14 protein-coding genes are annotated in these 14,949 nt (G+C 46.6%); 7 read left to right on the top strand and 7 right to left on the bottom strand.

What is annotated here, in order from left to right:
- The first annotated feature begins 94 nt into the window (after positions 1–94).
- Both JUB15_RS21395 and JUB15_RS21390 read left to right on the top strand, forming a co-directional pair.
- The gene (locus tag JUB15_RS21395; protein ID WP_207514700.1) at positions 95–2,635 is read left to right on the top strand and encodes a ShlB/FhaC/HecB family hemolysin secretion/activation protein; all 2,541 of its coding nucleotides are present in this window, start codon (positions 95–97) and stop codon (positions 2,633–2,635) included.
- Positions 2,636–2,755: 120 nt separating this feature from the next.
- Complete coding sequence (locus JUB15_RS21390; RefSeq protein WP_207514699.1) at positions 2,756–3,619, top strand: ester cyclase; 864 nt, start codon at positions 2,756–2,758, stop codon at positions 3,617–3,619.
- Between the two features lie 61 nt (positions 3,620–3,680).
- Here the strand turns inward: JUB15_RS21390 and JUB15_RS21385 are convergent, their stop codons facing one another.
- Genes JUB15_RS21385 through JUB15_RS28715 form a run of 3 tightly spaced genes read right to left on the bottom strand, consistent with a single transcriptional unit; the run spans position 3,681 to position 7,242 of the window.
- A complete protein-coding gene (locus JUB15_RS21385) occupies positions 3,681–5,225 on the bottom strand; it encodes an acyl-CoA carboxylase subunit beta (RefSeq protein ID WP_207514698.1) in 1,545 nt (514 codons plus the stop codon).
- A 31-nt stretch (positions 5,226–5,256) separates the two neighbouring features.
- A complete protein-coding gene (accC, locus tag JUB15_RS21380; RefSeq protein WP_207514697.1) occupies positions 5,257–6,729 on the bottom strand; it encodes an acetyl-CoA carboxylase biotin carboxylase subunit in 1,473 nt (490 codons plus the stop codon).
- A 24-nt stretch (positions 6,730–6,753) separates the two neighbouring features.
- A complete protein-coding gene (locus tag JUB15_RS28715; RefSeq protein ID WP_207514696.1) occupies positions 6,754–7,242 on the bottom strand; it encodes an acyl-CoA carboxylase biotin carboxyl carrier protein subunit in 489 nt (162 codons plus the stop codon).
- Positions 7,243–7,453: 211 nt separating this feature from the next.
- On the opposite strand from JUB15_RS28715, the gene JUB15_RS21370 reads away from it, so the two are divergent.
- Positions 7,454–7,966: a GNAT family N-acetyltransferase gene (locus JUB15_RS21370; RefSeq protein WP_207514695.1), complete on the top strand. Its 513-nt coding sequence runs from the start codon at positions 7,454–7,456 to the stop codon at positions 7,964–7,966.
- 88 nt (positions 7,967–8,054) lie between these two features.
- Here the strand turns inward: JUB15_RS21370 and JUB15_RS21365 are convergent, their stop codons facing one another.
- Positions 8,055–8,435: a response regulator gene (locus JUB15_RS21365; RefSeq protein ID WP_207514694.1), complete on the bottom strand. Its 381-nt coding sequence runs from the start codon at positions 8,433–8,435 to the stop codon at positions 8,055–8,057.
- A 266-nt stretch (positions 8,436–8,701) separates the two neighbouring features.
- Complete coding sequence (locus JUB15_RS21360) at positions 8,702–8,896, bottom strand: hypothetical protein (RefSeq protein WP_207514693.1); 195 nt, start codon at positions 8,894–8,896, stop codon at positions 8,702–8,704.
- A 532-nt stretch (positions 8,897–9,428) separates the two neighbouring features.
- On the opposite strand from JUB15_RS21360, the gene JUB15_RS21355 reads away from it, so the two are divergent.
- The 3 genes from JUB15_RS21355 to JUB15_RS21345 all read left to right on the top strand — a co-directional run bounded on the left by JUB15_RS21355 (position 9,429) and on the right by JUB15_RS21345 (position 12,166).
- Positions 9,429–10,241 carry a Cif family virulence factor gene (locus JUB15_RS21355; protein ID WP_207514692.1) on the top strand — a complete coding sequence of 271 codons (813 nt, stop codon included), beginning with the start codon at positions 9,429–9,431 and terminating at the stop codon, positions 10,239–10,241.
- Between the two features lie 69 nt (positions 10,242–10,310).
- The gene (locus JUB15_RS21350; RefSeq protein WP_207514691.1) at positions 10,311–11,366 is read left to right on the top strand and encodes a sensor histidine kinase; all 1,056 of its coding nucleotides are present in this window, start codon (positions 10,311–10,313) and stop codon (positions 11,364–11,366) included.
- Positions 11,367–11,407: 41 nt separating this feature from the next.
- On the top strand, positions 11,408–12,166 hold the full coding sequence (locus JUB15_RS21345; protein WP_207514690.1) for a LytR/AlgR family response regulator transcription factor: 759 nt from the start codon (positions 11,408–11,410) through the stop codon (positions 12,164–12,166).
- Between the two features lie 82 nt (positions 12,167–12,248).
- Here JUB15_RS21345 and JUB15_RS21340 read toward each other — a convergent pair whose 3' ends face one another.
- Positions 12,249–13,271: a pectinesterase family protein gene (locus JUB15_RS21340; RefSeq protein ID WP_207514689.1), complete on the bottom strand. Its 1,023-nt coding sequence runs from the start codon at positions 13,269–13,271 to the stop codon at positions 12,249–12,251.
- A 3-nt stretch (positions 13,272–13,274) separates the two neighbouring features.
- On the bottom strand, positions 13,275–14,306 hold the full coding sequence (locus JUB15_RS21335; protein WP_207514688.1) for an alpha/beta hydrolase: 1,032 nt from the start codon (positions 14,304–14,306) through the stop codon (positions 13,275–13,277).
- Positions 14,307–14,479: 173 nt separating this feature from the next.
- On the opposite strand from JUB15_RS21335, the gene JUB15_RS21330 reads away from it, so the two are divergent.
- Complete coding sequence (locus tag JUB15_RS21330; protein WP_207514687.1) at positions 14,480–14,944, top strand: hypothetical protein; 465 nt, start codon at positions 14,480–14,482, stop codon at positions 14,942–14,944.
- The last annotated feature ends 5 nt before the right edge of the window (positions 14,945–14,949 follow it).

Genomic DNA, 14,949 nt, shown 5'->3' with positions numbered 1-14,949 from the left:
ATAAAGCTGCAACGCTTTGGTATGCCCCGTGGCACAATTTTATATTAGGGGTATATATATGCGCTGCAATGCCTGGTCATACATATACCTGGGGATGCTGTTAATAATATCCCTGAACGTAAAAGCTCAATCACAAAGAGCTGATACCACTGCTTTCAAAAGAATTGCAGCCGGACCGGAATATAAGCGGCCACTTTCTTATCAAAAGCTCTGGGGCCGCAATCATCGCGTTGAATGGACTACTCCCGTTCGTGTTCCCATACTTAAACTTGACACCGCTTTTGGCGGTTTGATCGCTTATGAAGCAGGTGGCGGTCATGAATCAAGATCGCTTAAGCTGCGTTCAAAGGATGGCAATGAATACGCACTTCGCTCCATTAATAAATCAAGAGAGGAAGTACTTCCCGATAATTTAAAAGGAACGTTTGCAGAAGATATCATCAACGATGGTATTTCCATGTCGCATCCTTATGGGGCGTTTGCAGTGCCGTATATGATGGAACGCGCCGGCATTTATCATACCTGGCCTAAACTGGTATATGTGCCGCAACAAAAGGCATTGGATACATTTAATAAGAAATACGCTAATGGTTTGTATTTGTTGGAAGAAAAGCCCGAAGGCGATTGGCGTGAAGCAGATAATCTTGGCAATTTCCGCACCTTCAATGAAACGGAAGAGATGTTGGCCAAGCTGCAGTTGAATGGTACCTATTCAGTAGATCAGCATGCATTTGCAAAAGCAAGATTGTTCGATATGCTGATCGGTGACTGGGACCGGCATGAAGGCAACTGGAGTTGGGGCGAAGCGGCTGTAGACGGCGGAACACAATTCAAACCGGTGCCCAAAGACCGCGATCAGTCCTTCAATTACCATGACGGTATCCTCATTAACCTGGCGATAAAAGCCGCAGGGTTGTTTTATATGCAGCATTATGATTCTGTAGTTAAGAATATTTCAAAGATTGGCCATGCTGCCCGTTTTATGGATCGCTATCTTACCAACGAACTCACGCTCGACGATTGGTTGAAGGCAGCAGAAGCGTTGAAGGAAGCGCTTTCAGATGCCGTGATCGTGCAATCGGTAGCGCAAATGCCGGCGGAAGTGTATGCGGTCAAAGGCAAAGAAATGATCGATAAAATAAAAGCAAGACGCAATCAATTGCCCGCCTTTGCAAAGCAGCATTATCTTACCATAGCCAAAGAAGTGGAAATTACAGGCACCAGGCAACGGGAATTTTTTGAGGTAGGCGGTGACAATAAAGAAACGGTGGTGTCGGTATACCGGGTAGATGCCAAAGGCGAAAAAGCTGCCAGGCCCTATTATCAAAGGCGGTTTAACCCCGATGAAACAAAAGAGATCAGGTTGTTTGGCATCAGGGGCGAAGATGTGTATGTGGTTAACAACGAGGTAGACGATATCACCATTCGCATCATCGGCGGTCCCGGTAAAGACTCGATCGTTCAGGCAAAGCAGAAGGTGCATATTTACGATAATTACAAAAATGTTTTTCAAACCAGGTCGGCTAAAATGCACCTGTCGGCCGATACCTCCATTCATCGTTGGGATTACGAATGGTTCAGGTATGATAAAAAAGGCTTCCTGCCACTTGTTTTCTATAACAATGAAGACAGACTTTATACAGGGTTGCGTTACCGGCTTACAAACCATAAATGGCGCCGCGAGCCGTTTGCCGCCGCTTACGAATTCGGTGCTCATTATTCAATCTCCCAGAATGCGTTCAGTCTTTTCGGAGAAGGTTTGCATCCCAATGCAATTGGCAAGTGGGATTTTTTCTGGCGGGGTGAATATGATATGATCCGCTGGACAAATTATTATGGCACCGGTAATGAAACGGGTTTGATTACTACGGATATTAATTATTACCGCATGCGAAGTGAAGAGTGGTATGCAGGTGCTGGCTTGCGCCGCGCTTTCGGGAAAAGTACAATAGGAGGTACTGCTTATTTTCAGCAGATAAGAAGTATTAAGGATAGCGACCGGTTCTTCGCGAAATCATTTTTACACAACAACGAAGTGTTTGAAACGCACCCCTACGCAGGTTTGCAATTGACGTATTCGTTTGTTCATCTAAAAGATTCGGTAGCGCCGGTTGCAGGATTTACCTTTTTGGCAAATGCTTACTATTCCAAGAATTTTCAGCAAAACGAATTCTTCCAGCGGTACAATGCCAACGCCCAGGTGTATGTGCCATTGTTAAAGAAGGTTTCCATGGCCATCAGGTTCGGCGGAGAGACCGTAGTAAACGACAATGTGCTGGGAACCGGGCAGGCATACCAACATGCGATCATAGGTGGGCCCCGTACCATCCGGGGTTATCGCCGCGAACGATTCTGGGGTCAGACCGCCGTGTATAACAGCAATGAACTGCGATTCATCACCAATTTTCGTACGTACCTGGTGACAGGCAAGATCGGTCTGTTTGCCTTTTTTGATCACGGCCGCGTGTGGATGCCGGGTGAACCGTCGAATAAATGGCATATCTCTTATGGCCCTGGCATCATCTTCGTTCCGTTCAATAAATACAATATTTCGGTTTCTTACGGTATTACGAAAGAGATCAGGCTGATTCAATTCCGGTTGAACAGGATACTGTCTGATGGCCGGAATTTCTGATCTTTTTACTGTCCTCCGTGTAATAAGCGTTGTGCTTATTCATCTCCAGCTTAAAAAATCAATGATTTTTTACAATTCTGCGGTTGCCGGTGTTGATAGTTTTGTGTGAAACAAATCACCATGAAACTATCGACAGCCGGAATGTATCTGTTAATCATGCTGATACTTCCTGATATTATCAACGCCCAGCCGCAACATGTAAAAAACAATAAAAGCAAGGAGTTATTTATGAATACGACACAACACAACAAAGAAGTTGTACAAAGGATATTTGAGCAGGGTTTGAATAAGCGGAACCTGGATCTGCTGAAAGACCTGGTGGCAGATGAGTTTACCGGATTGCAGGGTAAAAATGGGGCTGAAGGTTTTGTAATGCCCTTGTTGCCACTGATCAAGGCATTTCCCGATATTCAATGGAATATAGTGGAATTGATTGCCGAAGGCGATAAAGTGGTTATTCGCTGGAAATGGGATGGAACCCAAACCGCATCCTGGTTGAGTTTACCTGCAACCGGAAAAACGATAACCAACGAAGGAACAGGCATATTGACCTTGAAAAATGGCAAAGTGATCAGCGCACAGGTGCTTACCGATCGCCTGGGTTTTCTGCAGGCCCTGGATGTGTTACCGCAAGACGTGAATGTGCTGTTTAGCAAAAAAGCGCATAATGGGCAGGTTAATTTTATCGACAGGTTCTTTGTGCCTGCCGCTGCTATTCAGGCCTTCCGGCAACGGGTAAAAATAAACAGGGACATGATCAAACAGTTGCCAGGCTTTATTGAAGATGCCGTGTATGAATACAAAGATGGCGATGGCAATTTGATCTGCATTACAGTGGCTTTGTGGCAAAGCCAGGAAGCATTGAATCATGCCAAAGAAGCGGTACAGGCTGCTTATAAAAAGGAAGGTTTTGATGCGCCCGCTATGTTTAAAAAACTTGGAATTACTGCCGACCGCGGCGTATACACACAGGTGTTTGAATAAATACACGCAGCATTGATTATTAAGTGAAAGCTACCCCGCCGAAGGGTAGCTTTTTAGCTTCTCACAACGGTATATTCCCATGCTTCTTCTTCGGCAGCGCAGCTACCTTGTTTTCCAGCATGGCAAATGCTTTAATGAGTTTGGCGCGGGTGTATCTGGGTTCTATCACTTCATCAACAAAACCACGTTCGGCTGCCAGGTAGGGCGTTGCAAATTTCTCGGCATACTCGGCTTCTTTTTCGGCCAGCTTCCTGGCCGGGTCTGCCGCTTCTGAGATCTCTTTTTTGAAAATGATCTCACTGGCGCCCTTGGCGCCCATGACTGCAATTTCGGCCGTAGGCCAGGCATAATTCATGTCGGCCCCAATATGTTTCGAATTCATTACATCATAAGCGCCGCCATACGCTTTTCGCGTGATCACGGTAACCCGTGGCACCGTCGCTTCGCTGAACGCATACAACAACTTGGCCCCATTGGTAATAATGCCATGCCATTCCTGGTCGGTTCCTGGTAAAAAGCCCGGTACATCAACCAGCACCAGCAAAGGAATATTAAAGCAATCGCAAAAGCGGGTGAACCGCGCCGCCTTTTTTGAACTGTCAATATCAAGCACGCCGGCCAGGCTCATTGGCTGATTGGCCACAATCCCTATGCTCCTGCCCGCCAGCCGCGCAAAACCGATCACAATGTTGGTAGCATAATCGCTGTGGATCTCAAAGAAAGAGGCTTCATCACAAATGCCTTCGATCACAGCCCGCATATCGTATGGCTGGTTGGCGCTTTCCGGCACAATGGTTTCCAGCACAGGCCTGGTCTCATCGCCCAATGTGTAAGGCACTTTAGGTGTAGTGTCTTCGCAGTTTTGCGGGATATAACTTAACAGCTTCTTTACTTCGGCAATACACTCCATATCATTCGCTGCCGTGAGATGGGTAACACCCGATTTGGTGGAGTGGGCTGAAGCACCGCCCAGTTCTTCCGGACTTACCTCTTCATTCGTAACCGTTTTAACTACGTTGGGCCCCGTTACGAACATATAACTGGTGTTCTCGACCATCAACGTAAAATCGGTCATGGCAGGAGAATATACCGCGCCACCCGCACAGGGACCCATAATGGCTGATATCTGCGGTATTACGCCGGATGCCAGTACATTGCGGTAAAATATATCGGCGTAACCGCCTAATGACCGAACGCCTTCCTGAATGCGGGCGCCGCCTGAGTCATTCAAGCCGATCATGGGTGCGCCTGTTTTCATCGCCAGGTCCATCACTTTACAGATCTTTTCAGCATGTGTTTCTGATAAAGCACCGCCGAATACCGTGAAGTCCTGGGCAAAAACATAAGCGAGCCGCCCATTGATAGTGCCGTAGCCGGTTATTACGCCATCACCATAATATTGCTGGTTATCCATGCCAAAATCTTTCGTGCGATGTAAGACCAGCGCCCCGATCTCTTCAAATGAACCGGGATCCATTAACAGGGTGATGCGTTCCCGGGCAGTGAGTTTTCCTTTCTTATGCTGCGCTTCATTTCTGTGCACACCTCCACCAAGTTTTCCTTCTTCTATCTTTTGCTGTAGTATTTCCGATTTTGTTTTTTTCATGCAGCGATCTTTTACTAGTTATCTGTTAGCATTACCGTAGCCGGCTGGTCCAGTTGGTGGGTTTCGATTCAACCGCGTGTACCTCTTTTTGTTTTTCCAGCCAGTAACGCAGGGCCACGAGGGCTGCCAGTTCTGCTTTGCTTTTTTGTTGCGATAACAGCTTCTCGGGTGTGTAATATTTTTGAACGAACTGCGTATTGAAGCGGCCGGTTAAAAATGCTTCGTGATCAAATACAAAGTTTCCGAAGGGTAATGTGGTTTGTACTCCTTCTATCTTGTATTCAGCAATGGCGGCCTTCATCTTTTGAATGGCTTCCGTGCGGTTACGGCCATGCGTGATCAGTTTCGCGATCATGGGATCGTAATATACCGGAATGGCCATCCCTTCTGTGTAGCCATCATCAACCCGCACGCCTTCCTGCTCAGGCGTTTTGTAGCTGGTAAGTGTGCCGGTTGACGGCAGGAAATCGTTCAGCGGGTCTTCTGCATACACCCGTAATTCCAGCGCATGCCCGTTCATGGGAATAGCTGACTGTTTGAACCGCAGCTTTTCGCCCCGGGCAATATTTATTTGTTCTTCTACCAGGTCGATGCCCGTGATCATTTCAGTGACCGGATGCTCCACCTGCAGACGGGTATTCATTTCGAGGAAATAAAAGTTCAACTGTTCATCGAGCAGAAACTCGACGGTGCCGGTACTTCTGTAATTACAGGACCTGGCAACAAGTACAGCTGCTTCTCCCATCTTCTGCCGGATCTCGGGGGTAAGAACAGAAGAAGGCGATTCTTCAACTATCTTTTGATGCCGGCGTTGGATGCTGCATTCGCGCTCAAACAAATGCACCGTATTGCCGTAATTATCGGCCAATACCTGGATCTCAATATGCCGGGGAGAAGCTACATATTTTTCAATGAACACCGAACCATCGCCGAATGACGACAAGGCTTCGCTCGTAGCCCTTTCCATTTGTTCTTCCAGTTCACCTTCTTTCGCAGCTATGCGCATGCCCTTGCCGCCACCTCCTGCCGAAGCTTTGATCAGGATCGGATACCCGATCTGAGCAGCCACTTTTTTCGCGACATTAAGATCGTCAACCGCCTTGTCGATACCCGGCACCATAGGTATATTATATTGTTTTACGCATTCTTTGGCTGCCAGTTTCGAACCCATGATACGCATGGCTTCAGGGCCGGGGCCGATAAACGTAATGCCGGCTTCTTCTACTTTTTTGGCAAAAGCTGCGTTTTCACTCAGGAATCCATAGCCAGGATGAATGCCATCAACACCGAGCTGTTTGGCAAAGGCGATGATCGCATCCCCGTTCAGGTACGACTGGCTGGAAGGCGCAGGCCCGAGGCAAACGGCTTCATGGGCATATAAAACATGGGGAGCGTGCCGGTCGGCCTCTGAATAAACGGCCACTGATTGAATACCCATCCGGTGTATCGTTCGCATGATCCGAAGGGCAATTTCGCCGCGGTTGGCAACAAGTATTTTTTGCATCGTTAGAGGTTCAATTGATAAACATTATTCCAGTTCTACAAGTACCTGTCCTTTTTCAACTGCCTGTCCTGCCACTACTGCTACTTTTTTAATGGTTGCGTCGGCGTGTACCAGTATACTGTTCTCCATTTTCATGGCTTCCAGTATCAGTATGCGGTCGCCTTCTTTTACCTGCTGCCCGTCGGTAACTGCTACTTCCAGCACCAGGCCCGGCATGGGTGCTTTGATCTCTTTCAGCTGTTTGCCGGAGGAACTGCCAAAACCCATTTGTTCCAGCTGCTGATCGAGCGCATCTTTAATGACTACCTCAAATGTTTCACCGCCGGTTTCAATAGAAAATGTCTTATTGAGCAGATCGGCTTTAAGAAGCCGTGCATTTACCGACTTCTGATCTTTGAGCGCATTGAATGTGGTGGGGGAGATGGCAACCAGGTCAAGCTTTTCCAGCTCTGATCGCGAGAAAAAGAACACAAACCCATTGACCAGTATTTTATACGTTTCAGTAGCGGGCATTAGCGGCATTTTGCTGTAATTTAAGTAATTGTGAAATGCCATAAAAAGAAAAGCGGTAAAGCTTTGATCGATGAATGCCAGGAAAGGAAACGTTGCCGCATATACGTTGATGGTGTATGCTGCTTTGGCCGTATTATGGTTTGATCTGTTTTTTAGAATAACTTAAGACCGGGAGGAAACGGTAATTGAGTGGATTGCGTATTTTTATCTGGTGAATAATATACAGGTGTCTATATCACTGGCAACGCCACAAGAGGCAGCGGCTATTGCTGAAGTCATCAGCGAGGCTGCGCATGATCTTACTGTAAAACATGGCATGGGACATTGGAGTGCCGTGGCTTCTGAAAAAGGTGTGTTGAATGGCATGAGTAAAGCCAAAGTGCTGGTTGCCCTGAACGGAAAAGATATTATCGGAACACTGCGGTTAACATCGTTAAGACCCTGGGTCATCGATCCTGCCTACTTTACACCGGTTCACCGCCCCGTTTACCTGGTTGATATGGCTGTACGGCCTGGCTATCAACGGATAGGTGTGGGCAGGTCATTGATCGAACAGGCAAAGGTTTTAGCTGCTGCATTGGCAGGTGACGCCATCCGGCTCGATGCTTATGCAGGCGTAGCCGGCGCCGGCGGCTTTTATGAGAAATGCGGATTCACCGAAAGAGGACATGTTGTTTATAAATCGGTGCCACACATTTATTATGAATGGATCATCAAAAGGTAGATTTATGATTTCTGATTTTGGGATTTAATCATAGTTGAACTTCGTGACAGATCTCAAAATCTCGAAATCTCGAAATCTCAAAATTGTATTAAACAGCTGGTGGTAACACGGCGTATAGCACCCTGTTGAACTCTTCAGACGAAGCATCTTTACAGAGATATCCATCAGCGCCCAATTCGCGGGCCTTCTTTATGTACATACTTCCGTTTTGCATGGAAAAGAAAAGGATCTTGATAGCCGGCCATTTCTTCTTTAATTGAACAGCTGTTTCAAAGCCATTCATAACAGGCATATTGATATCGAGCAGGCAAAGATCGGGGGAGGTAGCATCTTCTTCCAGTTTGTCGAGGAACTGCTGGCCATTTTCAGCCTCCATAACCACATTGTACCCTAAACCCGTGAGCCGGTAATTTACCGCCTTACGCAGTAACGCATGATCGTCAACTACTGCAATTGTTGGATTTTTCATAGACTCTTCATTAATGTTTTAGTTTTCCAGTTCGGGAGCTAACTAACCTGATAAAGGAAATTTTATGCCAGCGGGGTACCAACCTGGCGCCTGGTCATACTGTTAAAACATCAACTATGCCTGTTTTTCTTAAGAACAACTAACCCTATGCCGGTAAAATGAATAAAAACCAGTCAGGATGGTAAATAATAGTACTTATGATTAACGGCTTTTTAATGTGCAGAAAAGGGGAGAAATAAATGAGGTGTGCGATTATCCGGTGCTGTTTAGCGACTGTTACCATTTTGATTACCCGATATGGGGTATTTGCGAATTTCGGCGAGCAGCTTTTTCACATTTGTTCTGATGAGTATAAGTTCATTACGCGGGGCATTTTCCTGTAATGCTTTCAAGAACTTTCCAACTTCTGCCATGTATTGCTTATGCAGGTGCATAAGGTAGTCTGATGTAATATCTTTCATGCGCACATATTCTCGTAGTACACAAGTATTTTACAGCAAAGTACAATTCCTGTACCGTTGCGGGCAACAGGCACAAACCCTTCATTTTTATCAAAAAAGAGGCTGATGCCTGTTTCCGGTTATTTGGCGTATGAATTTGAAGGTAAGTGTTTTATTCATGGTTATACTACATAGTTATACCTATGCGCAAAAAATCAATAAGTGTAGAGTGTTAATAAACTGTGGAATGTGCTCCACATTACAATTACCCATAATAGTTTAACGCAAGCGATATTTGTCCCTTCCAGCAGCACCGGCTGCAACGATCTGCCATGATAAACCGAACCTTCTTTCGGCCAGCCATACGTGCTTTTCTGTCCTTCATAACTGTTATTGTTCCGAACCAATTGCGAGATACAGTGCGGCCAACGCCTCTTAGATACCGGATCGTTCGCCGGAACCTGCATTTCAGAGCACCAATCCTGCATTTCGATCAAAAAGCTAAGCAGTAACCCGCATTTTGTTGTAGCATTGGTCTCGATAAATTTACTACATGAACTTTTATGCGAAGATCACCTGGTGTGTACTGCTGGCGTATGGCTGGCTCCCTCTTGCTGCACAACAGCATGAAATAGCCAGGGCCGAACAGGCATTTGCTCAAATGGCTATCGACAGCGGCGCCAAAAAAGCGTTCCTGCATTTTCTCGATAGCAATAGTCTCCTGTTTCATCGCGGCCAGGCCCATGCAGGTCTGCCTTTCTGGAGCAGCCTGCCCGAAAAAGGCCCGCTTATCTATTGGAAACCTGTTTATACGGGTATGGCTATCTCGGGGGATATAGGCTTTTCTACCGGTCCTTTCGAAGGAAAAAATTCGCCGGCGGGTCCGGTGCTGGAAAGCGGCAACTATAACAGCATTTGGGTAAAGAACAAACAGGGAGAATGGAAAGTATTGATCGATATCGGCGTTCCATACAAACCCTCCCAGTTCCATAACGATCATCCACCGCGCAGCTATCGGCCAGAAGCACCGGTAACCCGTAACACCGGCTGGCAAAAAGTGGAGGGTGATTTTATTGCCCAGTTTAAGCAATTGGGCAACCAGGCTTTTCTGCAATATCTGTCCGAGCACTCGTGGTTCAATATCGCCGGTCGGCAGCCATTACATACGGTAAAAGATATTCAAGCGGTTGTACAGCAAATACCAGCCGACCTGCAATTTGAATGTACGGGTGGCGCACAATCCGCCGCCGGCGACCTGGTATATGCTTATGGAACCGTAGCGCGGAGGGGCAGCAAAGAAAATTACCTGCGGGTATGGGGATACCAAAAAGAAGGCTGGAAGCTCCTGTTGCAGGTTTTAAAGTGAGGCGCCGCCTTCATTGATATTGATCCGGGCGCTGTCGGATGCCTACATTTGCAAATCAATCAGAGCGGTATGAATGAAAAAAAGATCAGGCTGTATACTCCCCTGTTCCTCTTTGTATTTACGGTTGTATTCTTTATGGGCATGTTCATCCACGACATGCGTACCGCCTTGTTAGTGGTATTGCTGAGCGCCTTTTATTGCATTCTTACCAGCGAAAGCGCCCGATTGATCTTTATGCTTGGCCGTAAAAAATACCCGGGCCTTACCAATACCAAACGCCGTGTGCTGTATGTTTTGAAAATTGGTATTCCCATCCTCGTACTGGTAGCGCTGCTGCAGGAAATATTTACCGTAGCTATTATTTTTTATCCGTCATACAGGATCAAATGGCTGGTGCAGTTCTGGGACTTTATGTTCATGATCGGGTTGAACCTATTTGCCACAGCCATCGTGGTGGGCTTGTTTGAAGGGTTTTATTATATCGAGAACTGGAAAGTGCTGTATGCAGAATCGGAGCGGCTGAAACAGATAAACATCAACAGCCAGTACCAGTTTTTGAAAGACCAGGTGAAACCGCATTTTTTATTTAACAGCCTGAACACCCTGGCTTCGCTTATTGGCATAGATGCCGGGCGCGCCGAAAGGTTTGTGATGGAAATGTCGGCGGTTTACCGTTATCTGCTCAGTAAAAAAGAAACGGAGCTGGCAGTTTTGCGGGATGAACTTCGTTTTCTGAATTCGTATGTGCTGATGCTGAAGACCCGGTTTGCAGATTCTTTTCAAATCGAGATCAGGATCGATGAGGAAGAACACGACTACCTGCTGCCCCCGTTTGTGTTGCAATTACTGGTGGAAAATGCCGTGAAGCATAACATTGTATCACGTGATATGCCGCTGTATGTTTCGATAACCAATGACCAGCACCACCACCTCATTATCACCAACAATATTCAACGTAAACGCACCCCAGAGCCTTCCGAAAAGACGGGGTTAACCAACCTCATTACCCGGTATCAGCTGCTTAAGAAAGAAGATCAGCTTTGTATAACTGATGATGGAAAGGAATTCAGGGTAGTGCTTCCCCTGATCGAGACGAGCATGTACGAAGCAGTAGCTTTAAAATGAAAAGATAACATGCTTATCTTTGGCCATTAAGCGCAAAAAGTATGACCGTTGTTATAATTGAAGATGAAGCATTGGCTGCCGAACGGCTCTCCCGGTTTGTTAAGGAATACGATGCCGCCATTGAAATAAAAGCCTGCCTCGATACTGTGCGGTCGGCGGTTGCCTGGTTCGAAGAAAAGGGCTCACCCGATCTCATTTTGCTCGATATTGAATTGGGAGACGGAAAAAGCTTTGAGATCTTCAAAGAGGTGGAAGTGACAAGCCACATCATTTTCGTAACTGCCTTTAACGAATACGCCATCCAGGCATTCAAATACAACAGCATAGATTATTTACTGAAACCGCTGGTGAAGGAAGAATTGTTTTTTGCTTTGGATAAATACAAAGCGCAGACAAGCAACAGTAAACCGGTCGATCTCACAGCACTTATAGAACAGTTGCAGCCAAAAGCAGAAAAAGAATATAAAAGCCGTTTCCTGGTTAAAAAAGGAAGCCGGTATTTTTCTATAGAGGCCGCCAATGTGGCCCATATCTACACCCGGGAAAGGGTGCATTATATTAAAACCTTTGACGGCGTGGATTATATCATAGAAAACAATCTCGATGTGCTGGAAGAGCAATTATCGCCGGCTATTTTCTTTCGCGTGAACCGGCAGTTCATTGTAAACTATACTTCGGTTAAAGAGGTGATCACCTGGTTCGATGGCAAATTGAAGCTGATGATCCATCCCGCTCCGTATGAAGAGATCATCATCAGCCGCCTGAAAGCCGGCGACTTTAAGAATTGGTTGAATAAGTGATGCGACGTCAGCAGACCATTCACCACTCACCATTCACCATTGACCATTGACCATTCACCATTGACCATTCACCTTTGACCACTCACTTCTTCTCCGGCCACTGAAACCCGCGGGTGCCCTGCTCCTGGTACCATTTGGCATTTGCCGGCAATGCCGAACCTTCATTACTTAAAATGCTGTTTAACGAATAATCAGCCGCCTCCTTATCAGTAAGCTGATGGCTCCATTTTACGCGGTTGCTCCTGTCAGCGCCCGGACCGCTGTTTTTATATTCCGCATAGAGGGTGGTCTGTTCATTGGCGGGGTTGCCCCAGTTATTCCATCCTTCGCGTACGATATGTTTGTCCATAGTGCAACGCATAAATACTGTTTTGGCATGGGCGCGCCAGGGCCGCCCGAGATACACTTTATTCACGCCGCTGTCGGCTGTTAGCTTACAATCCATAAATACATACCCAAATTTCTTGCCCTGTGTTGTACTGGCTGCCGTAATGTATGAATTGGATTTGCTATGAATGTCACAGTGCTGGAAAACGGCGGTGGCCGGACCGAATATAAAATCTGTTGTGCCTTCAATATAACAGTTTACAAACAGTTGCCTTGCAGTTTCACCGCCGGTAAAGATGGTGTCCTGGTTGCCCAGGAAGCGGCAGTTGACAAAGATCGCCTGGTCGGCATCTACATACAGCGCTACTGCCTGTCCTACCTGACCTGCCGAATTGGAGAAAGTAATATTTTCAGCCCGGAAACGGTTGCCACTGATCCTGGCCGTATAGGAAGTGAAAGTGGTCAGTTTGCCCCGGCCAGAATAATCGTTGAACACAATGATTGTTTTATCAACGCTTTCGCCAATAAACGTTACATCGGTATTGGTGGCAGGCAGTTCAATTTTTTCATTGTACACGCCATTTTTTATATACAGCGTTATTGGCGCCAGGGGGTAAACACGCATGGCGTCAATAGCGTCCTGGATGTATTTGTAATCACCCGAACCGTCTTTAGCCACCGTGAAAACATATTTATACTGCTGCGGATTGGCGGTTTGAGCGGATGTTATGGCGCTGCCCATAATGGCCAGACTCAGGAATAATACAAGCTGCTTCATGTGTTATCTGAATACTTTTTTTAGAAAATCGTCAATATAATTAACGGTAGGCTCAAACCAGGGATGGAACAGGCAAAAGGCATGCGGCGCATTCTCAAAGGTCTTTACTTCCGAATAGATATTGTACTTATTTAACACCTTTATAAAATCGTCCCGGCCGGCATGCATCCTGGCCACACTGCTGTTGAGGAACAGGGTGGGCGGCGTATGCGGGCCAACGTGGGTGAGCGGCGAAGCTTCTTCCCATAATGCTAGGCTGTCTGCTTTTTTGTAGCCAAGCCAATACGTGGCGGCAGAGATCTTTTTGCTATCGTCGCCTTCACCGGTTTCGGGATGGGTAAAGGATAATGTTCCATCGATATCTATCACGGCATGAATAGGAGCCGGTACCCGTAGCCCGATGGGCTCCCTGTAAAGCCAGGAAGGGCCTTCGAATGTTGGATTACCCAGGGTTGTGCCGAGAAAGGCCGCCAGTTCGCCACCGGCTGAAAAACCCAATACCGCGATCTTACTGGTATCCACATGGTATTTACCGGCATGTTGAACTACCCACCGTAAAGCCCTTTTCAGATCGTGTATGGCTGCCGGATATGGATCAACGGTTGATAACCGGTAGTCGGGCGTAAAGCAAATGTAACCGCGGGCCGCCAGGTGTTGGGCCAGGGGATGATGTTGCGTACGGTTGCCAGACCGCCAGCCGCCGCCATGAATGATCACGATCGCCGGCCGTTTTTCAGTGGATTTCATAACAGGCAGAAAGGCGTCAAGGGAGAGGATCAACTTCCCTTCCCTGTAACGCTGATATTCTATATTTCTTTTCTCTGTTATTTTTTTGGATCTCAGTTCCGGTACCATCTGTATTTCGGGGTGCGTTTGCCGGGTCTTAATAAAGGCGCTCCAGGTAGTGAACGAGGTGTCGGCATAGGGTGAGTAGCCATCAACCCGCTGCGCCTGGCTGTAAGCGGATGTCGGGGTGAAAAACAAAAGGACTGCTGCTAAAGAATACCAATACGCGGCAAAGCAATTCCTGGTCATTGAATAACAGTTTAAACTATATGAAGTAATACAAATGTAAAGGTTTGGTCATGTTTGAAGGTTTGAAAACTGGTAATACAGGTTTAAAAATTCGTATCCCTTACTTTTAGGTCTTATTATTACACTGCTTTATGCACTCTGCGAAGAGTGTTCTGATAAACAAAGGAAGTAAAATGTATTCTGTACTGTTAACTACGCATTCACTGGTTCGCTGGCTGGTTTTAATTAGTTTGTTAATAGCTGTTTTTCGAAGTTGGCAGGGTTGGTTACACAAAAAGCCATTTACCCCGTTTGACAACGCCATCAGAAGTGCGGCGGTCTATACCTCGCAACTTCAATGGTTGCTGGGTATCATCCTGTATTGTATTAGTCCGGTGGTACTGTATTTTTTTAACTATTTCAAAGTTGCAGTGCACGAGCGGGAGATCAGGTTCTTTGGGATGGAGCATATCACCATGATGTTCATCGCAGTTGGCCTGATAACGACCGGCTCCCTGCGATCCAGGAAGAAAACGAGCGATGCGCAGCGGTTTAAAACAATGGCTATCTGGTTTACCATTGCCTTCGTAATAATTTTTCTGTCAATACCCTGGCAGTGGTCGCCGTTCACCCGCCGGCCTTACTTCAGGTGGTTTTAAAAACG

The organism is Longitalea luteola (assembly GCF_017356035.1).
Taxonomy (GTDB): Bacteria; Bacteroidota; Bacteroidia; order Chitinophagales; family Chitinophagaceae; genus Niastella; species Niastella luteola.
Note: the sequence above shows the minus strand (reverse complement) of the source record. Positions and strands in the feature narration are given on the sequence as shown.